Below are 24,912 nucleotides of genomic sequence, written 5' to 3' on the forward strand. Positions count from 1 at the left end.
GACTGGGTTTTTTGCTATTGGCTATTTGCTCTCTACGCTTGATACCAATCTGGAAAATTATACCAATCTGGAAAATTAACTGGTCAGCTCTATCCACCTTCTCGAACACATCTGTCTGACTCTGGCCGAGCATTTCAAAAAACTATTCCAAGCCCGACATACTTTGGAGACAATGTCTTCGTAATCCGTAAAAGACTGGTTGGCTAGATAGTGTTGTCTTAACCAACTCCATACTTGTTCTATTGGATTCAACTCAGGGGAATAGGGCGGGAGTTTGATGACACTGAGGTTCTGAAATTCATTGGCAATATCTTCTGTGTGCCAGCTTGCACCATCCATAATGACCACTGCGTGACGACCTTTTTCGGTCACCGCGGAGATCTGCCTAAGATGCTCAACCATAAGGTCCTTGTTAACCCAAGGAACGACCATCGCCTCGCCAATGCCTCTAGCGGGACAGACAGAACCAAACAGATACGCATATTCAAATTGTTGTTGCTTCACGGCTCTGGGACGTGTTCCTTTCTCTGCCCATAACCGTGTGGTGGTGTTTTGTTGCCCAAATCTGGCTTCATCCTGAAACCAGACATCAACCCGTTCTAAAGCGATATGTCCTGGGATCTTCAGGATCGTTTCAATTTTAAATTTTTTTAAAATCGTCTTGGATTTGCTGGGATTGACGAGGATGTTTGGAGCGAGAAGTTACCCAAGAGAACCCCATGTGCTCGAGCAGGTAATAGATAGAATCAGGGTGGTAGTGCTGGCCAAATTCTTTCACGATATAAGCGTGGATGTCGGCCCCTGTGAGTCGTCCGCCCAGTGTATCATTGGCTTTATCTTTGATGTATTGGCTCAATTGCTCTCTTTGCTTGGACGTTAAGAATGATGGTCGTCCCGTTCTTGGTTTTTCCTTGAGGCCTTCTAATCCTTCCTCAAGAAAAGTGTGAACCCACCGATTAACACTGGTTCGGCTGACCTTAAGAAACTTGGCGATTTGGGTGCGAGAGTGCCCATCTTTGAAATGGTCGAGGGCCAGCAGTCTCATTTTCATCTGAATAGATTTCTGCTGGCTTGCGAGCTTTTTAAAGTCGATATTATTGAGGCTGTCCATAGTGAATAAGTTCTATCGTTGAATGCCCTCAATTAGATCATATTTTTTCTTTGATTGGTATTATACCAATCTGGAAAATTAACTGGTCAGCTCTATCCACCTTCTCGAACACATCTGTCTGACTCTGGCCGAGCATTCCAAAAAACTATTCCAAGCCCGACATACTTTGGAGACAATGTCTTCGTAATCCGTAAAAGACTGGTTGGCTAGATAGTGTTGTCTTAACCAACTCCATACTTGTTCTATTGGATTCAACTCAGGGGAATAGGGCGGGAGTTTGATGACACTGAGGTTCTGAAATTCATTGGCAATATCTTCTGTGTGCCAGCTTGCACCATCCATAATGACCACTGCGTGACGACCTTTTTCGGTCACCGCGGAGATCTGCCTAAGATGCTCAACCATAAGGTCCTTGTTAACCCAAGGAACGACCATCGCCTCGCCAATGCCTCTAGCGGGACAGACAGAACCAAACAGATACGCATATTCAAATTGTTGTTGCTTCACGGCTCTGGGACGTGTTCCTTTTTCTGCCCATAACCGTGTGGTGGTGTTTTGTTGCCCAAATCTGGCTTCATCCTGAAACCAGACATCAACCCGTTCTAAAGCGATATGTCCTGGGATCTTCAGGATCGTTTCAATTTTAAATTTTTTTAAAATCGTCTTGGATTTGCTGGGATTGACGAGGATGTTTGGAGCGAGAAGTTACCCAAGAGAACCCCATGTGCTCGAGCAGGTAATAGATAGAATCAGGGTGGTAGTGCTGGCCAAATTCTTTCACGATATAAGCGTGGATGTCGGCCCCAGTGAGTCGTCCGCCTAGTGTATCATTGGCTTTATCTTTGATGTATTGGCTCAATTGCTCTCTTTGCTTGGATGTTAAGAATGGTGGTCGTCCCGTTCTTGGTTTTTCCTTGAGGCCTTCTAATCCTTCCTCAAGAAAAGTGTGAACCCACCGATTAACACTGGTTCGGCTGACCTTAAGAAACTTGGCGATTTGGGTGCGAGAGTGCCCATCTTTGAAATGGTCGAGGGCCAGCAGTCTCATTTTCATCTGAATAGATTTCTGCTGGCTTGCGAGCTTTTTAAAGTCGATATTATTGAGGCTGTCCATAGTGAATAAGTTCTATCGTTGAATGCCCTCAATTAGATCATATTTTTTCTTTGATTGGTATTATACCAATCTGGAAAATTAACTGGTCAGCTCTGTCCACCTTCTCGAACACATCTGTCTGACTCTGGCCGAGCATTCCAAAAAACTATTCCAAGCCCGACATACTTTGGAGACAATGTCTTCGTAATCCGTAAAAGACTGGTTGGCTAGATAGTGTTGTCTTAACCAACTCCATACTTGTTCTATTGGATTCAACTCAGGGGAATAGGGCGGGAGTTTGATGACACTGAGGTTCTGAAATTCATTGGCAATATCTTCTGTGTGCCAGCTTGCACCATCCATAATGACCACTGCGTGACGACCTTTTTCGGTCACCGCGGAGATCTGCCTAAGATGCTCAACCATAAGGTCCTTGTTAACCCAAGGAACGACCATCGCCTCGCCAATGCCTCTAGCGGGACAGACAGAACCAAACAGATACGCATATTCAAATTGTTGTTGCTTCACGGCTCTGGGACGTGTTCCTTTTTCTGCCCATAACCGTGTGGTGGTGTTTTGTTGCCCAAATCTGGCTTCATCCTGAAACCAGACATCAACCCGTTCTAAAGCGATATGTCCTGGGATCTTCAGGATCGTTTCAATTTTAAATTTTTTTAAAATCGTCTTGGATTTGCTGGGATTGACGAGGATGTTTGGAGCGAGAAGTTACCCAAGAGAACCCCATGTGCTCGAGCAGGTAATAGATAGAATCAGGGTGGTAGTGCTGGCCAAATTCTTTCACGATATAAGCGTGGATGTCGGCCCCAGTGAGTCGTCCGCCTAGTGTATCATTGGCTTTATCTTTGATGTATTGGCTCAATTGCTCTCTTTGCTTGGATGTTAAGAATGGTGGTCGTCCCGTTCTTGGTTTTTCCTTGAGGCCTTCTAATCCTTCCTCAAGAAAAGTGTGAACCCACCGATTAACACTGGTTCGGCTGACCTTAAGAAACTTGGCGATTTGGGTGCGAGAGTGCCCATCTTTGAAATGGTCGAGGGCCAGCAGTCTCATTTTCATCTGAATAGATTTCTGCTGGCTTGCGAGCTTTTTAAAGTCGATATTATTGAGGCTGTCCATAGTGAATAAGTTCTATCGTTGAATGCCCTCAATTAGATCATATTTTTTCTTTGATTGGTATTAATACCAATCTGGAAAATTAACTGGTCAGCTCTATCCACCTTCTCGAACACATCTGTCTGACTCTGGCCGAGCATTTCAAAAAACTATTCCAAGCCCGACATACTTTGGAGACAATGTCTTCGTAATCCGTAAAAGACTGGTTGGCTAGATAGTGTTGTCTTAACCAACTCCATACTTGTTCTATTGGATTCAACTCAGGGGAATAGGGCGGGAGTTTGATGACACTGAGGTTCTGAAATTCATTGGCAATATCTTCTGTGTGCCAGCTTGCACCATCCATAATGACCACTGCGTGACGACCTTTTTCGGTCACCGCGGAGATCTGTCTAAGATGCTCAACCATAAGGTCCTTGTTAACCCAAGGAACGACCATCGCCTCGCCAATGCCTCTAGCGGGACAGACAGAACCAAACAGATACGCATATTCAAATTGTTGTTGCTTCACGGCTCTGGGACGTGTTCCTTTTTCTGCCCATAACCGTGTGGTGGTGTTTTGTTGCCCAAATCTGGCTTCATCCTGAAACCAGACATCAACCCGTTCTAAAGCGATATGTCCTGGGATCTTCAGGATCGTTTCAATTTTAAATTTTTTTAAAATCGTCTTGGATTTGCTGGGATTGACGAGGATGTTTGGAGCGAGAAGTTACCCAAGAGAACCCCATGTGCTCGAGCAGGTAATAGATAGAATCAGGGTGGTAGTGCTGGCCAAATTCTTTCACGATATAAGCGTGGATGTCGGCCCCAGTGAGTCGTCCGCCTAGTGTATCATTGGCTTTATCTTTGATGTATTGGCTCAATTGCTCTCTTTGCTTGGATGTTAAGAATGGTGGTCGTCCCGTTCTTGGTTTTTCCTTGAGGCCTTCTAATCCTTCCTCAAGAAAAGTGTGAACCCACCGATTAACACTGGTTCGGCTGACCTTAAGAAACTTGGCGATTTGGGTGCGAGAGTGCCCATCTTTGAAATGGTCGAGGGCCAGCAGTCTCATTTTCATCTGAATAGATTTCTGCTGGCTTGCGAGCTTTTTAAAGTCGATATTATCGAGGCTGTCCATAGTGAATAAGTTCTATCGTTGAATGCCCTCAATTAGATCATATTTTTTCTTTGATTGGTATTAGTTTTGATCGCCACTGTGGCATTAGTGATCGTCAATTTTTATCGTGATATTGATAAAACGATTGCCGGCTATGCACATATGGCTTCTTCGGTGGAGGCTGCTGTTGTTCATGAAATGGTACAGCGCAATGAACGTCAGTTGATGGTGCTTGAAAGCTCACTCGATAAACAAGCCATCTCTCGTGGTGAGTCGGCATTTAATCCTACTTGGACGATTGCGCATCAGATCAATCAGGTTGACCATTTTCTATTTTTTATAATAAGCAATTTGATCGGGTCGATACTTATCCACACTGGGATCCTCCGAGTAATTACCGACCATCAGAGCGACCTTGGTATGCAGCTATCGCAATGGAGGGACCATTACCGATTTGGTTTGGTCCCTACAAAGAATATATCTTTGGCGATTCTGTATTAACTCTGATTCAGCATGTCTATGCAGATACTGGTGAGTTACTTGGCCTATTGATGGTCGATATGTTGTTTGAACCACTGTGTTTGGCATTACAACGCACGATCGGTAATAATCAAGTGGCTCTTTATCTCACTCACCGTGGTAGCGATAGCATTTTAGTGGGCAGCCATTTTGATCTGTTACCGGATTCACCAAGAGAAGAGGACAAGAGTGATTGGCTTGGTTTTGGGGGGCTCAAAAATGGTGCTTATATCAAGCGTGAACTAGATGAAGTGAGTTGGGATCTTAATCTATTTATTTCTGCTGATATTTTTCGCCAAGCACTGCGTGATGATCTATTTAAGATGGTTTTGCCACTTTTCACTATTATCTTAATCTGGTTGTCTAGCATTGCCTTATTAGTGCGAGTCTTTCGCAATGAACAACAATTAGTTGCTAAATCTCTCAATCAAATTGTCGATAATTCAAAGGTGGTTAATCGGTTTGCTAAACATAAAACTTGGTTTGTTGGACAAAGCCTTAGTGAAATCGATCAGGTTAGGGTTCGCTTTCTTAAAGGGCGAGATGCACAACTACGTGATCCTCTGACTGGGATATTGAATCGACGTGCCTTTGAGCAGAGTAAGCAGATATTAGAACGACGTGGTGAGCCATTTTGGCTGATCCTATTTGATATTGACCAATTTAAGCAAATTAATGACAGTCAAGGACATAGTTTTGGTGATCAGGTTCTATGCCAAGTTGCACTGTGTCTGGTCGATGTACTGGGTACCATGGCTGTTTTTCGGATTGGAGGAGATGAGTTCGTGGCCTTGATTTCCCTTGAACGTGAGGTGCTTGGTGATACTTTGACTCGTCTGCTCGCACAAGTAAGGCAACTGCAGTGGTGTGAGTATAGTCTACCAATCACACTCAGTGCTGGGGCAGCTCGTTATTCACTTTTGGATGATGCCATATTTGAACGAGCGGATGCGGCGCTGTATCGTTGCAAGGAGTCAGGACGCGATTGCTGGTTTTTGGCGGACTGATATAAGTGAGCGCGAGTGATCATCAATAAGATTTATCCATCATAACCGACAAGAGTTTGGTTATTGTTCGGGCTCAGCGTATTATCTTGATGCTCAATTCTGTCGAGGAGATGATATGAACCCCGTGATTAATACCATTCTGAGTCACCGTTCTATTCGGGATTTTACCCAACAACCGATTTCAGCTCTGCAACTTGAAACTATCATTGCTGCAGGGATTGCCGCTTCATCCTCCAGTTTATTGCAAGCTATTTCGGTGATCCGGGTTACGGATACCGCGCTGCGTCAGCAATTAGCTGAGTTGGCTGGCAAGCAAGCTTATGTTGCTAGTGCGGCTGAATTTTTGGTGTTTTGCATTGATTATCAACGCCACTATGCACTCAATCCTAACGTAAAACCCGAGTTTATCGAGCTCACTTTAATTGGTGCGGTTGATGCGGGGATTATGGCGCAAAATTGTATGTTAGCTGCAGAATCGATGGGGCTTGGTGGTGTCTATATTGGTGGTTTACGTAATTCACCCAATCAAGTGGATGCTTTGCTTAAGTTACCACCTTACAGTGCGGTATTGTTTGGAATGTGTTTAGGCCATCCGGCCCAAGATCCAGAATTGAAACCGCGCTTGGCGGCGCAAGTGATCGTGCATGAAAACCACTACCAACCTTTGAATCAAAATTATGTCGCGGAATATGATCACGTTATGGTCGATTATTACCAAAAACGTTCTGGCAATCCTAAACAAAAGGGATGGTCTGAGCAAATCACCGCGAAGCTCTCACAAGAGTCGCGTCCATTTATGCTCAGTTATTTGCAGGGGAAAGGTTTAGCGCTGAAATAAGGTAACCATCCCAGCTCTTGGCTGGGATGGTGGATTTATGCGAGTCCTTGAATTATCACGAACTTTTCAAGTAATTGCTCATCAGTTTCGCGATGAGCAGGATCGGTGATAATGCAGTTATTGATTGGACAAACTGACTGGCAGGTCGGTTTGTCATAGTGTCCTTTACATTCGGTGCATAAATCAGGGTTGATTTCATAGATTTTATCGCCCATCGCAATTGCACTGTTTGGACACTCTGGCTCACACATATCACAGTTGGTGCATTTGGCGGTGATCAGTAGCGCCATAATTATTTGCCTGTTGGGTTACGGGTATCTTGTCCTGAAACCAAGTTACGCATCAGCAGTGTGTAGCTGAGATCCAGCTCTTCTGGTACCGGAATGTAAACAAAGTGACCATTACCTTTGGCATCATCGGTTGCTTCACCTTTACGGTTTTCCATCGCTTGTAACGAGAAGATAATATTACCTTTGGGCGTCATCAGCTCAAGGCTATCACCAAGTACAAATTTATTTTTCACTTCCACTTCAGCCAGCGCACCACGGCGTTTACCAGTGAATTCACCGACAAACTGCTGAGTGTCAGAAACGGAATAGCCATAATCGTAGTTTTGATAAGCATCATGAGTGTGGCGACGCAGGAAACCCTCGGTATAACCGCGATGGGCTAAGCTTTCTAGCGTGGTCATTAGGCTCTCATCGAAAGGTTTACCCGCTACGGCATCATCAATCGCTTTGCGGTACACCTGCGCAGTACGTGCACAGTAGTAGAAAGATTTGGTCCGTCCTTCGATTTTCAGTGAGTGCACACCCATTTGAGTCAGGCGCTCGACGTGCTGAATCGCGCGTAAATCTTTCGAATTCATAATGTAAGTGCCGTGCTCATCTTCAAAGGCGGCCATTTTTTCATCAGGACGATGGCTCTCAGAAAGCAGCACCACATCATCAATCGGTTTGCCTGCACCAATGGTGGTATCGGGCCGTTGATCTTGGACTTCGATGGCTTGTGCCGCCTGTGGATCAAACTGTTCAACGATTTGGCCCGCTTCATTTTCTTTGGCGGCCTCGACTTTATATTCCCAGCGGCACGCGTTGGTGCAAGTCCCTTGGTTTGGATCGCGTTTATTAATGTAGCCAGAGAGCAAACAACGACCAGAATAAGCCATGCACAATGCTCCATGTACAAACACTTCAATTTCAGTATTTGGGCATTGCTCACGGATCTCTTCGATCTCTTCCAAAGAGAGTTCCCGTGAGACAATCACGCGCTCCACCCCTTGTGAGGCCCAAAATTTTACGGTTGCCCAGTTCACAGCATTGGCTTGTACCGAAAGGTGGATCGGCATGTGTGGAAACTCTTCGCGCACCATCATGATGAGACCTGGATCGGACATGATCAGCGCATCAGGTCCCATATCAATCACCGGTTTAAGGTCACGGAGAAATGTTTTTAGCTTAGAGTTGTGTGGCTGAATATTGCACACCACATAGAATTTTTTACCCAGTGCGTGTGCTTCGTTAATCCCGATTTGCAGGTTTTCGTGATTGAACTCGTTGTTACGCACGCGCAGGCTATAACGTGGTTGCCCGGCGTACACCGCATCTGCGCCGTAGGCAAAAGCGTAACGCATATTTTTTAGGCTGCCGGCAGGGGAAAGCAGTTCTGGTACAAAGGGGGTTGTTGTGCTCATGGTTTGCGTCTCATCTGATCTCAAGTCAGGCCAATACCACCTGATGGTATTGGAAAGGGCGCAAATTTTACGTCAAAAACTTTACGCTGCCTAGTGAAACTCTCACCACCTCAGAGTGACTGAGGTGGTGAAATAATCGGCAAGTGGCGCTTAGGCTTCAGGATGGGGCAGACCGCCTAATGCGTTGAACAGATCCGGTAAAAATACCGCCATTTCTCCACACAGCAGTGAGAAATCGGCATCTAGGCGCGCGGCGCGATCTTCGCGGGCAATATCATCATTTTGCTCTTTGAGCTCATCGCTGTAAGCCAACCGCTTGATGCTGCAATCTTCCGCCAACATAAAGCGGATCCGATCTTGCCAGTTGATCGCCAGTTTGGTGACCACTTTATTGGCTTGTATATGACTGAGGATTTCATCACTACTCAGTTCTTGTTTTTTACAGCGAATGGTGGCTCCATCATCCAACAGTGATTTCAGTTCCGCTTCTTCCATCAGGCTAAAACCTTGGGGGAGATGACCATCCTTGACCCATTGGGTCAGAGTTGTTTCCACGGCAATCTCAGGAATGGCCGGTACTACTGGCAAGCTACCCATGGTTTTGCGCAGCAGTGCCAAAACTTCTTCCGCTTTTTTATAGCTGCCCGCATCAACTAAAATGAAGCCTTCACTTGGCATGATCAGCACAAAAGTCAGTTGGCTTTTGCTAAATGCGCGCGGCAGCAAATCGATCACAATCTCTTCTTTGAGCGCCTCTTGCTCTTTTTTCTTGAGTGGGCGGCCTTCTTGGATTTCCAGAGCTTCGACTTTGGCATTGAGTGACTCTTTGATCACTGATGCGGGTAACATTTTTTCTTCACGCTTCGCGCAGATCAAAATGCGGTTGTCACTAACATGGGTCATCATATCGCCGTGTTTACCTAGCGCAGCAACCCAGCCAAACTTCTGTTTATCCTGACTACCGCATGGCGTAAAACGAAATTCAGCCAACTGTTTTTCCAGTTGATCGGCATTGAAGTTAACCTCGCGATTGACGCGATACAGCATACAGTTTTTAAACCACATTCGTGTTTTCCCTCGATTAGCAAGCGCCACATGATAGGGGAATCCGCTGATAAAGTCCTAACCCTAATTCAAAAAATCAGCCTTTACTGCTCACTGGTTGCGGCTGGTTTTCCTAGCTTGGCTATATGAATCTCGGCTGAACCTTATATGAAAATTTGTTTGCAAAGGTCACAAAAGTGTCATAAATATTTCCCATAATGCACAGCGTTGCTGAAAAACAAGGGTTAATCAATTATGTCTAGAAGGATTCTGGTTGTTGAAGACGAAGCACCGATCCGTGAAATGTTGTGTTTCGTGCTTGAACAAAAAGGTTATCAGGCGGTTGAGGCCGAAGATTATGATTCGGCGCTGAGTAAACTGGCTGAGCCTTTTCCTGATCTGGTCCTGCTCGATTGGATGTTGCCTGGCGGCAGCGGTATCAACCTCATCAAGCACATGAAGCGCGAAGAGATGACGCGCAACATTCCGGTTGTAATGCTCACCGCGCGTGGTGAAGAAGAAGATAAAGTGCGCGGCTTAGAAGTTGGTGCGGATGATTACATCACCAAACCTTTTTCACCTAAAGAGCTGGTCGCGCGTTTAAAAGCGGTGATCCGTCGTGTCACTCCAACCGCACTAGAAGATGTGATTGATGTACAAGGTTTAAAACTTGATCCCGTATCACACCGTGTGACTGCAAATGATCAGGCGTTGGACATGGGTCCGACCGAATTTAAAATGCTGCATTTCTTTATGACTCATCAAGAGCGAGTGTATAGCCGCGAACAACTGCTCAATAACGTTTGGGGGACCAACGTTTATGTCGAAGATCGCACGGTGGATGTACATATTCGTCGCCTGCGTAAAGCGTTGGAAGAGGCTGGGCATGATAAGTTTATCCAAACGGTGCGCGGTGCAGGATACCGTTTTTCAACTAAAGCCTAGTTTTAAATCAAAGCCTAGTTTTCAACTAAACCTTAGTTGTGCAAGCAAAGCCAGTTGTTTAACGCAAGTGTCGTTTTTTCGCGATTAAAGCCGAAGAGGTGGTATACAGATTCGTATGGTTGAACGTCTAACCTGGAAAAAGCTGGCTTGGGAGCTGGCTTTTTTTTACTTGCCATGGATTGTGGTGGGGTGGATTTTTGGACAAATGCCGTGGTTGCTGCTGGTTGCGACAGTATTGCAGCTGGCTTGGCATTTGAACCATCAAATTCGCCTTTCAGCTTGGCTGTGGGATGAAAAGCGCCTAACGCCTCCCTCTGGCAGTGGTAACTGGGAGTCGCTGTTTAATGGTATTTATCGTTTACAGCAGCGTCATCGTAAAAAACGCAAAGAGTTGACCAATTTGATCCGCCGCTTTCGGAATGGTGGTGAATCGCTGCCCGATGCGGTGGTGGTGTTTCGTAGTGAAGGCAATATTGTATGGTGTAACCGTCTAGCACAGCATTTGCTGGGGTTTCGCTGGCCAGATGATGCTGGACAGCCGATCTCTAATTTGCTGCGCACTCCAGACTTTATCAAATATCTCAAAAAAGACGATTTTACCGATCCACTGGAAATGCGCTCACCACTCAATAGTGAGCGGATGTTAGAACTGCGGATTGTGCCTTATACCGAAGGTGAGCACCTAATGGTGGTACGTGATGTCACTCAGCTTAAGCAGCTAGAAGGGATGCGACGTAATTTCTTTGCTAACGTTTCCCATGAGCTGCGCACTCCAATGACGGTGCTGCAAGGCTATTTGGAGATGACCGAAGATCCGGATGTGTTAGCGGGCCCAATGTGGGGTAAAGCCCATGGGGTGATGACCGAGCAACTGAATCGAATGAATAGCCTAGTTAACCAATTGCTGACGCTATCAAAAATTGAAGCTTCGCCGATTGTCGAACTCGATCAAGTGGTGGATGTCCCAGCCATGCTGGATGTCTTAGAGAAAGAAGCCGCGAGCTTGAGTGGTGATGGGCAGCATCAACTGCATTTTGAGGTCGATAAAAGTCTCAAGGTGCTGGCGGATGAAGATCAACTGCGCAGTGCCATCTCTAATTTGGTGTATAACGCGGTGAAATATACTCCGCCCGGTGCGCAGATTGATGTACGTTGGTATCGCTCGAGTCAAGGCGCTTGCTTAGAAGTGGAAGATAAAGGCGAGGGGATTGAACCGCAGCATCTGCACCGACTCACTGAGCGTTTTTATCGAGTGGATAAAGCGCGTTCCCGCGATACTGGTGGCAGTGGTTTAGGTTTGGCAATTGTCAAACACGCTTTGGCACACCACGACTCTCATTTAGAGATCCATAGCCAAGTTGGGGTGGGGAGCCAGTTCTCTTTTGTGCTCCCTAAGCGTTTAGTGGCCAAACTATGATCTCGATGCGAAGTCGGATTGGGTTATTCAGCTCACTGAGCTTGCTGGCGTCTGCTGCAAGCGGAGTCGATCACGACTTAGCCAGCTATAACAAAGTCAGTGGTATCTCGGGTAGCTTGTTATCGGTTGGATCTGACACGCTGGCGGGGATGACTACGCTGTGGGTCGAAGAATTTCAAGCCTATTATCCGGCGGTCAATGCACAAGTTCAGGCCTCTGGTTCGGCTACCGCCCCTCCGGCATTATCTGAAAGTACCGCTCAGTTTGGCCCGATGAGTCGCCCGATGCGCAGTAGTGAAATCGCTTCTTTTGAGGCGATGCATGGTTATAAGCCGACTGCTTTACGGGTGGCGATTGATGCGGTTGGGATTTTTGTGCAGCGTGATAACCCGATCCAAGGTCTCAATTTTCAGCAGTTGGATGCGATCTTCTCCTCAACCTTGCGTTGTGGTGCCAATTATCCGATCACCACCTGGGCGCAGTTAGGTTTGCCTTATGACTGGGCCAAGCGCAATATTCAGCTGTTTGGGCGTAATTCAGTTTCAGGGACTTATGGCTACTTTAAGCAGCACGCTTTATGTCAGGGCGATTTCCAAACTCGGGTTAATGAGCAGCCGGGGTCGGCCTCGGTGGTACAATCGGTCGCCTCATCCATTAATACCCTTGGTTATTCTGGGATTGGCTATCGTGTTTCAGGCGCTAAGCTGTTACCGATAGCCCGTGCAGGTGAGCAGTATATTGAGCCGACTCAGGCCAATATTTTGTCAGGGGCTTACCCGCTCTCACGTTATTTGTATGTGTATGTGAACAAAAATCCCAATCGAGAATTGTCACCGATTGAACGTGAATTTATTCGCTTTATTTTTTCCCAGCAGGGACAAGCGTTAGTCGCGAAAGATGGTTATTTAGCCATCACCGCCCAAGTTGCCGCAGAAGAGTTAGCCAAAGTAGGGATTATCAGCTCAAACCGTTAATCGTGATCTTGAACACGGACGAGTTTGCCGTTTACCGCAGCCACATTAGTTATCGCTAATCTCTTATATCAAAACGCCCAACCTGAGTTGGGCGCTGTGGCTTTATAAATGGTGCAAAATTAAAACAGCAGTTGCCAACCGGCTTCACGCCAGTACTCTTGTTCGGAGAGCAAATCCGCGTGCAGTAGCTTGTTGTTTTCTAACCAGTCAGGCTGGGTCGATTGCAGTTGCCATTCATCTTCTTTGGCCGATAAGGTCAGTGGTGGCAGTGGATCATCATTACGCTGGCCATTGACTAAAATCGCTAAGCGTAAAACGCGGATCAGGCCAATCACATGTTTTTTCTTAAATAGGCTAAAATCGTCCAATTCACTCAGTTTGAGTGATTTACGTTGAAAACGGGCCAAATTGGACAGCACCAATTGCTGCTCGCTGTTAAAGCCGGCCATGTTGTTATGGCGTAAAATGTAGGCTGAATGGCGATGAAAACCTTGTAAGTTAATACTCAGTCCCACTTCATGCAGTAGTGCACTCCATTCGAGCAAATCACGCAGCTCATTGTCTTGCGCTAAGCCGAGCTCTGCTGAAACTTGTGCCAGAAACTCACGCGCGTGGCCTTTGACTTTTGCCGCATGCTCTAAATCGACTAGATGCTTGGCAGCGAGGTTTTCGGTGGTTCGCAAACGAATATCGGAATACTTGAAGCGATCTTCCATCTCATACAGTAGCCCTTCGCGTAACGCACCATCAGAGAAGTGCATCTCTTTGATTTTTAAACCTTGGAACACCGCGGATAAGATAGCGACACCGGCAGCAAATACCGGCTTGCGATCATCGGTTAAACCGGGCAGTTGTAACTGTTCGATGTCATCGGATTCACACAGTTTGTCGATCAGCTTACTGAGTCGCTCAAAGGTGATCAGGCCATCATCATACCCCTGTCCGAGCAAGACTTCGCGAATCGCTTTAATGGTACCGGAAGATCCAAACGCGACTTGCCAGCCTTTTTTACGATATTGAGCGGCAATCGCTTCTAACTTCTGTTCACTGGCGACAATCGCTTGGGAAAAGTTTTTGCGTGATAGTTTACCGTTGGCAAAGTAAGCCTCAGTAAAATTGACGCATCCCATCTGTTTACTGTTGACCAGCTCGGCCTCAAAGCCTGTACCGATGATCATTTCCGTGCTGCCGCCACCAATATCCACCACCAGCATCGAGTCGGCTTGTGGCTGAGTGTGAGCGACCCCAAGATAAATCAAACGAGCTTCTTCTGCGCCGGGGATGATCTCAATCGGAAAGGGCAACACTTCAAGTGCGCGCTGAATAAACACGTTAGCATTACTGGCTTGGCGCAGCGTGTGGGTGGCCGCGATGCGAACGTTATGTGGATCAAACCCTTGTAAGCGTTCGGCGAACATGGTTAAGCACTCTAAGCCGCGTTGCATCGCCTCTGGGTCGAGATTTTTCTCTGCATCTAACCCTGCAGCCAGCCGGACTCGTTGTTTGTGACGACTGATCAACTGGAGATCTTGATCGACCACTTTGGCGACCACCATGTGAAAACTGTTGGAGCCGAGATCAATCGCGGCGATTTCTCTGGCATTACTGACTGTTGTCATTGGTTTCCTGTTGCCCCTGTGCTTTGCGAGTTTGTTTTTCGACATTTTTAAGATAGTCGTAAATGGCAATTTGGGAACGTACTTTTCTGCGATTGCCGCGTTCTACGTACTGATTGCTCATTTCCTTGTCGATACGACGCGCTTTGACCGTATCGATGAACTGAATATTAAGAATATCGATGATACGTTGTTTGATACGTTCGTCACGGATCGGCGTCATAACTTCAATCCGATGATCGATATTGCGTTCCATCCAATCAGCGGAGGAAATCAATACCTGCGGATTGCCATCATTATGCACCACCAGCACACGCGGGTGCTCAAGGAAACGATCAATAATACTGATGATCTCAATATTGTCACTCACGCCGGCAACGCCAGGAACCAAAGAGCACATGCCGCGAATGATCATGCGAATTTTTACCCCAGCGGCACTCGCGCCATACAATTTATTGATCAATCCCTTATCGACTAAGTTGTTGACTTTGAGGGTGATGGCCGCGGGTTTACCTGCTTTGGCATTAGCAATTTCACCATCTAACAGGCGGTAGAGTTGGATGCGAGAATTGCGTGGTGAAACAATCAGATGGTTAAACTTGACCGGTCGGAATGGATTTTCAATATAGGCAAATACGGCGCGGACTTCGGAAGCCAATTCTTGGTTGGCCGTCAGCAGCGCAAAGTCAGTGTAAATCCGTGCGGTACGTTCGTGGAAGTTGCCTGTGCCAATATGCGCATAACGAACGAAATCATCGCCCTCTTTGCGGGTAATCAACAGCAATTTGGCGTGAATTTTCATGCCAGGCACACCGAAAATAACATGCACACCGGCATCGGTTAGAATGCGTGACCACTCAATATTGGCCTCTTCATCAAAGCGCGCCTGCAATTCGACCACCACAATCACCCGTTTGCCATTGTGCACTGCATCGACCAGTGAGTTCATCAAGCGTGAATCTTTTGCGACCCGGTAAATATTGATTTTGATGCTGACGACTTTGGGATCAAAAGAGGCTTGGCGTACCAGCTCGGTAATGTGTTCAAAGCTGTGATAAGGGTAGTGCAATAAAATATCTTGCGCGCGGATCGCATCAAAGGCGTTTGCATGGCCTTCAAAATCGGCACAGGTCATTGGCGGTAACGGTTTATTTTCTAAGTAGTCACGCCCGACGTTCGGAAAGGAAATAAAATCTTTAAAATTGTGGTAGCGACCCCCTGGGGTCAAACTATCGTAGTGCGAAATTTTGAGTTTCTGGCATAAAATTTTCAGCATCGCTTCTGGCATTTCACGCTCATACACGAAGCGTACCGGCAGCGCGGTTAAACGTTGACTCAAGCCTTCCGACATTTGTTCGAGTAAGCTGTATTCCACTTCGTGCCGTAAATCATATTCGGCATCGCGAGTCATTTTCATCGAGTAGCCGTTGAGCGAGTCATAGTGGTAAAAACCACGGAAAATTTCATCGAGACAAAGGCGGATAATATTATCGAGCAGAATAATAGTTTTACGGCGTTTGCCTTTTTGCTCTGGTAGCATCACAAAACGCGGCAGTTGATCGGTTGGGATCTCAATCAGTGCGTACTTAAACTCTGTACCACAGCGCATTTCAACGGCAATGTAAGCGTATTCGTCTTTCAAAAACTGCATGACATCGATGTCATCTCGCAGCATGATCGGGGTCACGTGCGGCAGAACTTCTTTATGGAAATACTTCTTGACCCATTTGAGCTGGATGTCATCGAGTTGAGTTTCATTGACTAAGAAAATACGCCGTCTGGCCATTTCTAAAATCAGTTCATTGTAGAGATTATCGAAGTCTTGGTTGAGTTTGAGCGCTTTACTTTGCATGCGCGAGAGCAGGTGTTTGGAGGTGTCGTTACCGCCTCGTTCGCGGTTGATCAAAATTTGCCGTTTCACATCGGCAAAGCGCACTTTGTAAAATTCATCGAGGTTGTTGGAAAATATCCCGAGAAAACGGATCCGCTCAATCAGTGGCACGGTTTTATCCGCGGCTTCTTGTAATACGCGCTCATTAAATGAGAGCCAACTCAGTTCCTTGTCGATGTACAGCTTATCCGCACTCATACTTTACCTTTGCCATTGTGACGTTACGTAATCATCATCAGAAGCCATGCAAATTAGGTCATTTTTGTGACAGTTTTATTGCACTGCCTTCTGTATCATAGAGTTGTTTTGATTTCAGTAATTTATTGTCGCTTGTAATATAATTGTCACCGAATAGAAATATTATGACACTCCTCCAACCTGTAGGTAATCCCAAGCATGGTCAGACAGCCATTTTCATTGAAAGAACGTGATCGCGCACGGTTAGTCAAAGACCGTGTGGTACGTTTTGCAGTGACCTGTGGTGGGGTGAGTGTGTTGGGCGCTCTGGTGCTGATCTTTATCTATTTGGCGTTGGTGGTATTACCACTGTTTGGCGATGCTAAATGGCATGCTGATGTCGCGACCCAATCGATTTCAACTCCGGCACCGTTAGCGATGAGCATTGATGATTATGGTGAGAATGCTTGGCTATTATCCGCGCAAGGTGTCGCCGAATTTTGGCCATTAACGCAGTCAACGCAGCAACCCATCTTCAGACAAGCCTTAGGTTTTAAACCTGCGCTCTGGGCGCAAACACCGGCTGCGCAAGGCTGGTTTGCCGCCGTCGGTGAACAGAACCAAGTGGCGGTGTTTCATCCGCAACTGGCCCATTCGATGACTGCGCAGGGGCGTCAATTTACCCCCAGTGTCGAGCGTCTCGCTTTGCCTGCCGAATGGCGTATCAGTGAGCAGCGATTGCAGCAATTGGCATTTGCGCTCACTGAGCAGCAACTGATTTTTGTCACTTATGATCAAGTGCAGCGCATTCAGGTAGTGCATCTCGATCGGCAAACTGGACAAGAGCAGAGCCGCTTCAATCTTAGTGTGCCGTTTGAGGCGTTGAGCCAACTATTGCTGACCCCTGATGGAAAAACGCTGTATTTGCGTACTGGTTCTGAGTTGGTGGTGATCCAGCTTGAAGAACATACGTATCGGATCCGCCAAGTATTGGATATGAGTGCCGGCGATAACCACCACCAAGTGGCGCAGCTTTACCTGTTGTCAGGGGCATTTTCGTTATTAGCGGTACATCATGATGGCTTGGTATCACAGTGGTTTGATGTGCTGCGTGAGGGTGAGCGCCAATTGAGCTCAATTCGGCATTTTAAACTCGCCTCTGAAGTGCGGTTTTTGCTGCCAGATACGCACAGTAAAGGTTTTTATAGTTTCTATCGCAATGGCACTTTGCAAAGCCATAACACCACCAGCGAAAAATTGGTGCTGTTTGAGCGAGCTTATCAACAAGCGCCACAGTTGGTGGCGATGTCAAACAATCAATCTTATTTAGCCAGCTATGATCAAGGCGAGATCCGATTGGCACGAGTCGAAAATCGCAACCCCGAAATCTCCTTTTCTGCTTTGTGGCAAAAAGTGTGGTACGAAGGGTATCCAGAGCCGGAGTTTGTGTGGCAATCGACCTCGGCCAGCGATGACTTTGAAGCAAAATTCAGCTTAGTACCGATAGCCTTCGGTACCATCAAAGCCGCGGCGTTTGCCATGCTGTTTGCAGTGCCGATTGCGGTATTAGGCGCAATTTATACCGCCTATTTTATGACGCCAGCGATGCGACGAGTGGTGAAGCCGAGCATTGAATTGATGGAAGCATTGCCGACGGTGATCATTGGCTTTTTGGCTGGACTCTGGTTTGCGCCGTTTGTCGAAAGCCATTTACCCGCCTTACTAGCATTGATGGTGCTGCTACCGGTTTCGACGATGGTGGTCGGTTTTATTTGGTCTCGCTTACCGAAAACTTGGCTGCGTAGGATCCCAAATGGTTGGCATGCGTTAATTCTAGTGCCACTGCTGATAGGGCAGGCCTTGCTTATTTTGGCGTATAGTGGCGAGCTAGAAAGCGCGCTATTTGCGGGCGATTTGCGAGTTTATCTGGCCCAGCATGGAATTGGTTATGATCAGCGTAACGCGTTAGTGGTCGGCTTTGCCATGGGATTTGCGGTGATCCCAACTATTTTCACTATTGCCGAAGATGCGATTTTCTCCGTACCTAAACATCTGTCTGATGGCTCGTTAGCTTTAGGGGCGACGCCATGGCAAACCTTGCTGTACGTGGTGTTACTGACCGCAAGTCCCGGGATCTTTTCCGCGATTATGATGGGGCTTGGCCGTGCGGTAGGGGAAACCATGATTGTATTGATGGCTACCGGCAATACGCCACTACTGGATTGGAATATTTTTGAGGGGATGCGCACTCTATCGGCGACCATCGCTGTCGAATTACCGGAGTCGGAAGTGCAAAGCGCGCATTTCCGGATCCTATTTTTAGCCGCGCTGCTGCTGTTGACCTTTACCTTTGCGGTTAACTCATTAGCGGAGTGGGTGCGTCAGCGGCTGCGTGAAAAATACCGATCTTTATGATGGAGCAATATGTTGAAGTGGTTTAAATCCGGTGCTCCTTGGATCTGGCTGACCGGAGGAGCGGTAAGTGTCAGCTTGATTGCGGTGCTCGGTTTGTTGCTGGTCATCGGTTGGCGTGGCCTTACCTATTTTTGGCCAGCACCGTTATTAGAGTGGCAAACTAGCGATGGTCACACGGTGATTGGGCAGATTTACGCACAGGAAAGTGTTGCGGTGAGCCATTTAAAACAGATGAATATTCCGCTCCCGATCGCGGTGGATGCGGCCGGTTTGGCGACGCGGCTTAATATCAAGGTAGCCAATCGAGATCTGTATGGTTCGGATTTTATTGCATTACTTGATTTTCAAATTGAGCTGAAAGGTGCACCGCAAGGTTGGGCAGTGATTGAGCGTAGCCGCGGTGGCCAACTCTTTGGCAAACCGCTCTATTTTGAACCGGTGCACGCATCGCTCAGTGATTCCTCATTGCCTACTGTGCCGCTCAGCACTGCGTTGCGACAAGCATTGCAACAAGCTCAAGCGATCCGGCTGCAAGTTGAGCAGATTGTGGATCAGCAGGTGCGTGTGATCAGCGGCGATCTAGAAAAACTGCGTTTGGAAAGACGGCGTAAGCAGTTGGATAACCGACTGACCGAGACTTATCAACAACAGTATCTGTCACGTAAAAATGATTTAGAAGCACAACTGGCTACAGTGCAGCAGCAGCTCGATGCTCTGCGCGCGCCCCTTGATCAGCAAGTTTTGCAGGTCGCGGATATGCGCGGTCAGGTGGTTGCTGTACCATTAAGTGAGATTTTGGATTTCTGGTATCCCAATCAGATGACGCTAGATCAAAAACTGACGCAATGGGGCAAGCAAGCGTGGCGCTTTTTATCGGAGTCGCCGCGTGAGTCAAACTCAGAAGGTGGCGTGTTTCCGGCGATTTTCGGTACGGTATTGTTGGTGTTGATCATGTCGATCATTGTGATGCCACTTGGAGTGATTGCCGCGATTTATTTGCACGAATACGCCAAAGAGGGCGCATTCACTCGCCTGATCCGCGTGGCGGTGATTAACCTCGCAGGGGTTCCTTCGATAGTGTATGGGGTATTTGGTTTAGGTTTTTTTGTCTATACGCTCGGATCTTCGGTCGATAGCCTATTTTATGCCGAGCGTTTACCTACCCCCACTTTTGGTACACCTGGATTATTGTGGTCGGCGTTGACCCTGGCGGTATTAACTCTGCCGGTGGTGATTGTTGCCACTGAAGAGGGCTTATCACGCATCCCTAATTCACTGCGTCACGGCTCATTAGCATTAGGAGCGACCCAGTTTGAAACTTTGTGGCGCATTGTGTTACCGATTGCTAGCCCTGCTATCATTACAGGACTGATTTTGGCGATTGCGCGTGCTGCTGGTGAGGTAGCACCGCTGATGTTGGTGGGGGCGGTTAAGCTGGCTTCAAGCTTACCGGTTGATGGCGAATTTCCGTTTGTGCATTTGGAACGTAAGTTTATGCATTTAGGCTTTCACATCTATGATATTGGTTTTCAAACCAACAATATTGAGGCGGCGCGCCCACTGGTTTACGCCACTTCTTTTTTATTGGTTACGGTGATTGTTACGCTAAATTTAACCGCTATCAGCATTCGTAATAATTTACGCGAAAAATACCGAACGTTGGGGCAAGACTAGTTATGTATTCTGCAAATCCTACCCTGGGCTACTATGTAGCGCCTTTAGATGTCAATAATTTAACCGAACAACAGACGGCCATTTCGATTGAGCATTTAAGCCTGTATTACCAGCAGAGTTGCGCCTTGAGTGATATTTCAATGCGCATTCCGAAAGGTCAGGTTACCGCTTTTATCGGCCCTTCTGGCTGCGGTAAATCGACACTATTACGCTGCATTAATCGGATGAATGATCTGGTGGAAGGTACTCGTGTTGAAGGCGAGGTTAAACTGCACGGCAAAAATATTTATCATCCTGATGTCGATGTGCCGACCTTGCGTCGCCGTGTCGGCATGGTTTTTCAGCGTCCAAATCCTTTCCCCAAATCGATTTATGAAAATGTGGTGTATGGGTTGCGCCTACAAGGGATCAAAAATAGCCGTACATTAGATGATGCCGCCGAGCGCTCGTTGCGTGCCGCCGCACTGTGGGATGAGGTGAAGCACCGTTTGCATGAAAATGCCTTTGGTTTATCCGGTGGTCAGCAGCAGCGCTTGGTGATTGCGCGCTCGATTGCGATTGAGCCAGAAGTGTTGCTGCTTGATGAGCCAACCTCGGCACTCGATCCGATTTCCACTTTAACCATTGAAGAATTGATCCACGAGCTGAAAAACAAATATACCGTGGTGATCGTGACCCATAACATGCAACAGGCGGCACGTGTAAGCGATCACACCGCTTTTATCCATATGGGAAAGTTGATCGAGTACGCAGATACCGACACTATTTTCACCTCACCATTGAAAAAGCGTACTGAAGACTACATTACCGGACGATACGGTTAAGCCTTTGTTCAGTCAGTTTTAGTAAGGATGTGCTATGCAGTTAGGTCGACATATTTCAGGGCAGTTCAATGTGGAATTGGAGTCTATTCGTAGTCAAGTGTTGACTATGGGCGGCTTAGTCGAGCAGCAACTGACGTTGGCGATGCAGGCCTTGCATGAAGATGATGAAAAACTGGCGCGCCGAGTGATTAACGATGATCACAAAGTGAATACGATGGAAGTCTCGATTGACGAAGCGTGTACCCGCATCATCGCCAAGCGGCAACCGACCGCTAAAGATTTACGTTTGATCATGGCGATCATCAAAACCATTACTGATTTAGAACGGATTGGTGATTCGGCAACCAAAATGGCTTATATCGCACTAGAGCGTCCGCCAGCCAAACAGCAGCAATTTCAGGTGTCCCTCGAACCTTTATGTCGTCAAGCAATAGCGATGCTGCATCAAGTCTTGGACGCGTTTGCCCGCATGGATGTGCAAGCAGCAGCAGAAATTTACCAGCAGGATGACCGGCTCGATAAAGAGTATGAAGCGGTGGTGCGCCAACTGATGACCTATATGATGGAAGATCCGAAAAATATTCCGCATATCTTACAGGTTATCTGGTCGGCGAGTGCGATTGAGCGAGTCGGTGATCGCTGTCAAAACATCTGCGAGTACATCATTTACTTTGTCAAAGGCAAAGATGTGCGCCATTTAGGTGATCAAGGCATCAATGACGTGCTCAAAAAAACGAATTTGTAACCACATGATGGGATCGCGATGCCGCGATCCTATTGCTCAATAGCGCTGTGGTACAAAGGTTTGATCTTCGATCGGTGGTCGCACGTAACCCTGTTTATTAATTTCAGGCAGCGTGATCGGCGGATGTTCAATCTCTTGATATTCAATGCTGCTTAGTAAATGGCTAATACAATTGAGTCGGGCGCGTTTTTTGTCATCAGAAGGAACTACCCACCAAGGGCAATGTTTACTATCGGTATAAGCAAACATCTCATCTTTAGCTCGTGAATAAGCCGCCCAACGGGTGCGTGATTCCAGATCCATCGGGCTGAATTTCCAGCGTTTCACTGGGGTGTTGATCCGCTCAATAAAGCGCTTTTCTTGTTCCTCATCGGATACCGAAAACCAGTATTTGAGCAGGATAATTCCCGAGCGCTGCAACATGCGTTCAAACTCAGGGCACGAGCGCAGAAACTCTTGATACTCCTCCTCGCTGCAAAAGCCCATCACTCTTTCGACCCCTGCGCGGTTATACCAACTACGGTCAAACAGCACGATTTCGCCCCCTGCTGGAAGGTGAGCTACATAGCGCTGAAAGTACCATTGAGTCTTCTCTTTTTCGGTCGGCGCGGGTAGCGCAGCAATCCGGCACACCCGTGGATTGAGCTTTTCGGTAATGGTTTTGATCACCCCACCTTTGCCTGCCGCATCGCGACCTTCAAAAATCACCACCAGCTTAAGCTTTTGTTGTTTGACCCACTCTTGTAATTTAACCAGCTCAATTTGCAGTAGTTCTAATTCACGCTCGTAGCTGCTTTTATCCAATTTGGTCATCGCATCTTCTCCTCTAATCGGGTAAGTCCTTTAATCGCTTAAGCATAGCAGCGAGTGGCACTAAATTCCGTGAGGCTTGATCGCGCGCAGAGCTTGTACGGTTTTTTGCAATATCTCGCGGCTGGTGATCGGGATGATAAAGTCATCACACTCGGCGGTGCCCATTTTACTTTCTGCACGTACAAACTGCATTAGGCTTGGACGCGTGCTTTTCGCTGATAGATGCAACTCATGCACACCGGTGGCTAACGCAATCTGCGCCACATTATCTGGATTGACGCCAGCCCCTGCCATGATGGAAATTCGTCCGGCGCTTTGCTGGACCAATTGTGCTAAGCACTCGATACCCAGTTCGGCGCTGCTGGCCAAACCTGAGCTTAAAATTCGCTCACAACCAAGTGCAATAATCTGTTCTAAAGCGCATTCAGGGTTAGCGCAGTGATCAAAGGCGCGGTGAAAAGTGACCCCCAAACCCAGTGACTGAGCCAGTTCTACCAATGGTGTGCAACGTTTGACATCAATATTGCCATCTTGAGTCAGTAGGCCGAGCACCACGCCCTGTAATTGGGCATGATGTGCCGCATGAATATCTTCCGCCATAATGGCTAACTCTTCATCGTGATAGAAAAAATCACCGGCTCTGGGGCGGATCATGGCATAAACCGGTACGGCAGCGAGTTGCCCCACACGCTGCATTAACCCTGCGCTTGGGGTTAAACCGCCTAATGCCAGCGATGAGCAAAGCTCAATCCGGGTTGCCCCGCCAGCTTGTGCATGATGCAGTGATTCAAGGTTATCGATGCAGACTTCGAGTTGATAATTCATGGGCTGAGCTCCTACGGGAGTAACGGAAAAGTACAAGCTGTTGTAAGCCGTTATGATAACAGTAGAAATGGCCGATGATGAGTTAGAATAGGGGTAAAGTTTAGCGCTGCAATTACCTATTTACCCCCCATGTTTCTGGAGGCTAGGTGAGTGGGAGTTGGGATAGATATGCATCAGTAGGATGCAAAATGAAAGAGATAAAAAAAGCCCGCAGCAATGCTTTGGGCTTTGAGGACTTTACTTCTTAACTGATTGGCGTTGCGTTTTCGCTTTATTATTTCCAACCACCCGTGTTGAGCGCGGGGTTAAGAGATTTATTTTAGGTCAGCAGAGTATTGAGACAGGAATGCGGCTACACCTTTTGGTGACGCTTCCATACCTGCTTTGCCTGCTTCCCATTGCGCTGGGCACACTTCACCGTGAGTTTGGTGGAAATTCAGTGCATCAACCATACGCAGCATTTCATCGATGTTACGACCTAGTGGCAGATCGTTAACCACTTGATGACGAACCATACCTTGGTCATCAATCAGGAATGAGCCACGGAAAGCCACGCCCGCTTCTGGGTGCTCTACATCGTAAGCTTTACAGATTTCGTGTTTAACGTCGGCAACCAGTGGGTATTTCACTTGACCGATACCACCGTTTTCAACCGCTGTGTTACGCCATGCGTTATGAGAGAATTGAGAGTCAATTGACACACCAATCACTTCTACGCCTTTAGCGATAAAGTCTTGGTAACGGTTGTCAAAGGCGATCAGTTCAGATGGGCAAACAAAGGTGAAGTCTAGTGGGTAGAAGAAAACAACCGCTTTCTTGCCTTTAGTAAATTCTGCGAAGTTGAAGTTATCAACGATTTCACCGTTACCCAATACAGCTGCTGCAGTAAAATCAGGGGCTTTACGACCAACTAGTACCATTTTTTTGCTCCTAAGCAATTTTGTAAGTACTGAACTATCTCGATAGAGTTCATAATTCAGTCCGTGAAGAACGCCAAGAAATATAGTACAAAGAACAACAAGTAAAAAATGAATTAATTAGATTAGGTTAATCGAAAAAAAC

22 protein-coding genes are annotated in these 24,912 nt (G+C 47.0%); 10 read left to right on the forward strand and 12 right to left on the reverse strand.

Translation table 11 applies throughout. The features are described 5' to 3' along the window. Positions 1 to 75 precede the first annotated feature (75 nt). The 4 genes from G7083_RS15140 to G7083_RS15155 all read right to left on the reverse strand — a co-directional run bounded on the left by G7083_RS15140 (position 76) and on the right by G7083_RS15155 (position 4,454). Positions 76 to 1,111 (reverse strand): IS630 family transposase gene (locus G7083_RS15140; protein WP_240911898.1). Its coding sequence is split into 2 segments (ribosomal slippage): positions 76 to 651 and positions 653 to 1,111, totalling 1,035 coding nucleotides; the frame shifts between segments, so codons are not numbered across the junction. 78 nt (positions 1,112 to 1,189) lie between these two features. Next, positions 1,190 to 2,225 (reverse strand): IS630 family transposase gene (locus G7083_RS15145; RefSeq protein ID WP_240911899.1). Its coding sequence is split into 2 segments (ribosomal slippage): positions 1,190 to 1,765 and positions 1,767 to 2,225, totalling 1,035 coding nucleotides; the frame shifts between segments, so codons are not numbered across the junction. Positions 2,226 to 2,303: 78 nt separating this feature from the next. Continuing rightward, a protein-coding gene (locus G7083_RS15150; protein ID WP_240911900.1) for an IS630 family transposase occupies positions 2,304 to 3,339 on the reverse strand; the annotation gives its coding sequence in 2 pieces (ribosomal slippage) (positions 2,304 to 2,879 and positions 2,881 to 3,339; 1,035 coding nt in all). Between the two features lie 79 nt (positions 3,340 to 3,418). Further along, a protein-coding gene (locus G7083_RS15155) for an IS630 family transposase (protein ID WP_240911889.1) occupies positions 3,419 to 4,454 on the reverse strand; the annotation gives its coding sequence in 2 pieces (ribosomal slippage) (positions 3,419 to 3,994 and positions 3,996 to 4,454; 1,035 coding nt in all). A 78-nt stretch (positions 4,455 to 4,532) separates the two neighbouring features. On the opposite strand from G7083_RS15155, the gene G7083_RS09010 reads away from it, so the two are divergent. The 3 genes from G7083_RS09010 (at position 4,533) to nfsA (ending at position 6,797) form a co-directional block, all read left to right on the forward strand. Next, on the forward strand, positions 4,533 to 4,934 hold the full coding sequence (locus tag G7083_RS09010) for a hypothetical protein (RefSeq protein WP_166014460.1): 402 nt from the start codon (positions 4,533 to 4,535) through the stop codon (positions 4,932 to 4,934). Then, the gene (locus tag G7083_RS09015) at positions 4,868 to 5,959 is read left to right on the forward strand and encodes a GGDEF domain-containing protein (RefSeq protein ID WP_166014461.1); all 1,092 of its coding nucleotides are present in this window, start codon (positions 4,868 to 4,870) and stop codon (positions 5,957 to 5,959) included. The genes G7083_RS09010 and G7083_RS09015 overlap by 67 nt, the downstream gene beginning before the upstream one ends. 115 nt (positions 5,960 to 6,074) lie before the next feature. Then, positions 6,075 to 6,797 carry an oxygen-insensitive NADPH nitroreductase gene (gene nfsA, locus G7083_RS09020; protein ID WP_166014462.1) on the forward strand — a complete coding sequence of 241 codons (723 nt, stop codon included), beginning with the start codon at positions 6,075 to 6,077 and terminating at the stop codon, positions 6,795 to 6,797. Positions 6,798 to 6,832: 35 nt separating this feature from the next. Here nfsA and G7083_RS09025 read toward each other — a convergent pair whose 3' ends face one another. The 3 genes from G7083_RS09025 to rdgC form a co-directional block, all read right to left on the reverse strand. Further along, the gene (locus G7083_RS09025) at positions 6,833 to 7,087 is read right to left on the reverse strand and encodes a YfhL family 4Fe-4S dicluster ferredoxin (protein WP_166014463.1); all 255 of its coding nucleotides are present in this window, start codon (positions 7,085 to 7,087) and stop codon (positions 6,833 to 6,835) included. A gap of 2 nt (positions 7,088 to 7,089) precedes the next feature. Beyond that, on the reverse strand, positions 7,090 to 8,490 hold the full coding sequence (yegQ, locus tag G7083_RS09030; protein WP_166014464.1) for a tRNA 5-hydroxyuridine modification protein YegQ: 1,401 nt from the start codon (positions 8,488 to 8,490) through the stop codon (positions 7,090 to 7,092). Positions 8,491 to 8,640: 150 nt separating this feature from the next. Continuing rightward, positions 8,641 to 9,555: a recombination-associated protein RdgC gene (gene rdgC / locus G7083_RS09035; RefSeq protein WP_166014465.1), complete on the reverse strand. Its 915-nt coding sequence runs from the start codon at positions 9,553 to 9,555 to the stop codon at positions 8,641 to 8,643. 234 nt (positions 9,556 to 9,789) lie between these two features. Between rdgC and phoB the strand changes: the two genes are divergently transcribed. The 3 genes from phoB to G7083_RS09050 all read left to right on the forward strand — a co-directional run bounded on the left by phoB (position 9,790) and on the right by G7083_RS09050 (position 12,870). Next, entirely contained in the window at positions 9,790 to 10,479 is a 690-nt protein-coding gene (phoB, locus tag G7083_RS09040) for a phosphate regulon transcriptional regulator PhoB (RefSeq protein WP_166014466.1), read from the forward strand. Positions 10,480 to 10,594: 115 nt separating this feature from the next. Then, positions 10,595 to 11,896 (forward strand): phosphate regulon sensor histidine kinase PhoR, encoded by a 1,302-nt coding sequence (gene phoR / locus G7083_RS09045; protein WP_166014467.1) that lies wholly within the window; start codon positions 10,595 to 10,597, stop codon positions 11,894 to 11,896. Positions 11,897 to 11,901: 5 nt separating this feature from the next. Beyond that, positions 11,902 to 12,870, forward strand: a complete 969-nt coding sequence (locus tag G7083_RS09050) for a PstS family phosphate ABC transporter substrate-binding protein (protein ID WP_166015025.1) — start codon at positions 11,902 to 11,904, stop codon at positions 12,868 to 12,870. A 119-nt stretch (positions 12,871 to 12,989) separates the two neighbouring features. On the opposite strand, the gene ppx is transcribed toward G7083_RS09050, so the two are convergent. Further along, positions 12,990 to 14,489, reverse strand: a complete 1,500-nt coding sequence (ppx, locus tag G7083_RS09055) for an exopolyphosphatase (protein ID WP_166014468.1) — start codon at positions 14,487 to 14,489, stop codon at positions 12,990 to 12,992. Beyond that, positions 14,473 to 16,575: a polyphosphate kinase 1 gene (ppk1, locus tag G7083_RS09060; protein WP_166014469.1), complete on the reverse strand. Its 2,103-nt coding sequence runs from the start codon at positions 16,573 to 16,575 to the stop codon at positions 14,473 to 14,475. The genes ppx and ppk1 overlap by 17 nt, the downstream gene beginning before the upstream one ends. Positions 16,576 to 16,773: 198 nt before the next feature. On the opposite strand from ppk1, the gene G7083_RS09065 reads away from it, so the two are divergent. Genes G7083_RS09065 through phoU form a run of 4 tightly spaced genes read left to right on the forward strand, consistent with a single transcriptional unit; the run spans position 16,774 to position 22,212 of the window. Continuing rightward, on the forward strand, positions 16,774 to 18,969 hold the full coding sequence (locus G7083_RS09065) for an ABC transporter permease subunit (RefSeq protein WP_166014470.1): 2,196 nt from the start codon (positions 16,774 to 16,776) through the stop codon (positions 18,967 to 18,969). Positions 18,970 to 18,978: 9 nt separating this feature from the next. Next, on the forward strand, positions 18,979 to 20,643 hold the full coding sequence (pstA, locus tag G7083_RS09070) for a phosphate ABC transporter permease PstA (protein ID WP_166014471.1): 1,665 nt from the start codon (positions 18,979 to 18,981) through the stop codon (positions 20,641 to 20,643). A gap of 2 nt (positions 20,644 to 20,645) precedes the next feature. After that, a complete protein-coding gene (gene pstB, locus G7083_RS09075; RefSeq protein ID WP_166014472.1) occupies positions 20,646 to 21,467 on the forward strand; it encodes a phosphate ABC transporter ATP-binding protein PstB in 822 nt (273 codons plus the stop codon). 34 nt (positions 21,468 to 21,501) lie between these two features. Further along, positions 21,502 to 22,212, forward strand: coding sequence for a phosphate signaling complex protein PhoU (phoU, locus tag G7083_RS09080; protein ID WP_166014473.1), 711 nt, complete (start codon positions 21,502 to 21,504; stop codon positions 22,210 to 22,212). Between the two features lie 36 nt (positions 22,213 to 22,248). Here the strand turns inward: phoU and ppk2 are convergent, their stop codons facing one another. The 3 genes from ppk2 to G7083_RS09095 all read right to left on the reverse strand — a co-directional run bounded on the left by ppk2 (position 22,249) and on the right by G7083_RS09095 (position 24,770). Next, positions 22,249 to 23,025, reverse strand: coding sequence for a polyphosphate kinase 2 (gene ppk2 / locus G7083_RS09085; RefSeq protein ID WP_166014474.1), 777 nt, complete (start codon positions 23,023 to 23,025; stop codon positions 22,249 to 22,251). Positions 23,026 to 23,085: 60 nt separating this feature from the next. Continuing rightward, the gene (locus tag G7083_RS09090) at positions 23,086 to 23,850 is read right to left on the reverse strand and encodes a copper homeostasis protein CutC (protein WP_166014475.1); all 765 of its coding nucleotides are present in this window, start codon (positions 23,848 to 23,850) and stop codon (positions 23,086 to 23,088) included. A 314-nt stretch (positions 23,851 to 24,164) separates the two neighbouring features. Continuing rightward, complete coding sequence (locus G7083_RS09095; protein WP_166014476.1) at positions 24,165 to 24,770, reverse strand: peroxiredoxin C; 606 nt, start codon at positions 24,768 to 24,770, stop codon at positions 24,165 to 24,167. Between the last annotated feature and the right edge of the window lie 142 nt (positions 24,771 to 24,912).

It is taken from the genome of Vibrio sp. HDW18, assembly GCF_011306175.1.
Classification (GTDB): Bacteria; Pseudomonadota; Gammaproteobacteria; order Enterobacterales; family Vibrionaceae; genus Vibrio; species Vibrio chanodichtyis.

Bases quoted from the DNA above. Each gene is read 5' to 3' on its own strand.
- G7083_RS09065 (WP_166014470.1), top strand. From the start codon at position 16,774: ATGGTCAGACAGCCATTTTCATTGAAAGAACGTGATCGCGCACGGTTA.
- rdgC (WP_166014465.1), bottom strand. From the start codon at position 9,555: ATGTGGTTTAAAAACTGTATGCTGTATCGCGTCAATCGCGAGGTTAAC.
- ppk2 (WP_166014474.1), bottom strand. From the start codon at position 23,025: ATGACCAAATTGGATAAAAGCAGCTACGAGCGTGAATTAGAACTACTG.
- nfsA (WP_166014462.1), top strand. From the start codon at position 6,075: ATGAACCCCGTGATTAATACCATTCTGAGTCACCGTTCTATTCGGGAT.
- pstB (WP_166014472.1), top strand. From the start codon at position 20,646: ATGTATTCTGCAAATCCTACCCTGGGCTACTATGTAGCGCCTTTAGAT.
- G7083_RS09015 (WP_166014461.1), top strand. From the start codon at position 4,868: ATGGAGGGACCATTACCGATTTGGTTTGGTCCCTACAAAGAATATATC.
- pstA (WP_166014471.1), top strand. From the start codon at position 18,979: ATGTTGAAGTGGTTTAAATCCGGTGCTCCTTGGATCTGGCTGACCGGA.
- phoU (WP_166014473.1), top strand. From the start codon at position 21,502: ATGCAGTTAGGTCGACATATTTCAGGGCAGTTCAATGTGGAATTGGAG.
- G7083_RS09090 (WP_166014475.1), bottom strand. From the start codon at position 23,850: ATGAATTATCAACTCGAAGTCTGCATCGATAACCTTGAATCACTGCAT.
- yegQ (WP_166014464.1), bottom strand. From the start codon at position 8,490: ATGAGCACAACAACCCCCTTTGTACCAGAACTGCTTTCCCCTGCCGGC.
- G7083_RS09095 (WP_166014476.1), bottom strand. From the start codon at position 24,770: ATGGTACTAGTTGGTCGTAAAGCCCCTGATTTTACTGCAGCAGCTGTA.
- G7083_RS09050 (WP_166015025.1), top strand. From the start codon at position 11,902: ATGCGAAGTCGGATTGGGTTATTCAGCTCACTGAGCTTGCTGGCGTCT.
- ppx (WP_166014468.1), bottom strand. From the start codon at position 14,489: ATGACAACAGTCAGTAATGCCAGAGAAATCGCCGCGATTGATCTCGGC.
- G7083_RS09025 (WP_166014463.1), bottom strand. From the start codon at position 7,087: ATGGCGCTACTGATCACCGCCAAATGCACCAACTGTGATATGTGTGAG.
- phoB (WP_166014466.1), top strand. From the start codon at position 9,790: ATGTCTAGAAGGATTCTGGTTGTTGAAGACGAAGCACCGATCCGTGAA.
- ppk1 (WP_166014469.1), bottom strand. From the start codon at position 16,575: ATGAGTGCGGATAAGCTGTACATCGACAAGGAACTGAGTTGGCTCTCA.
- phoR (WP_166014467.1), top strand. From the start codon at position 10,595: ATGGTTGAACGTCTAACCTGGAAAAAGCTGGCTTGGGAGCTGGCTTTT.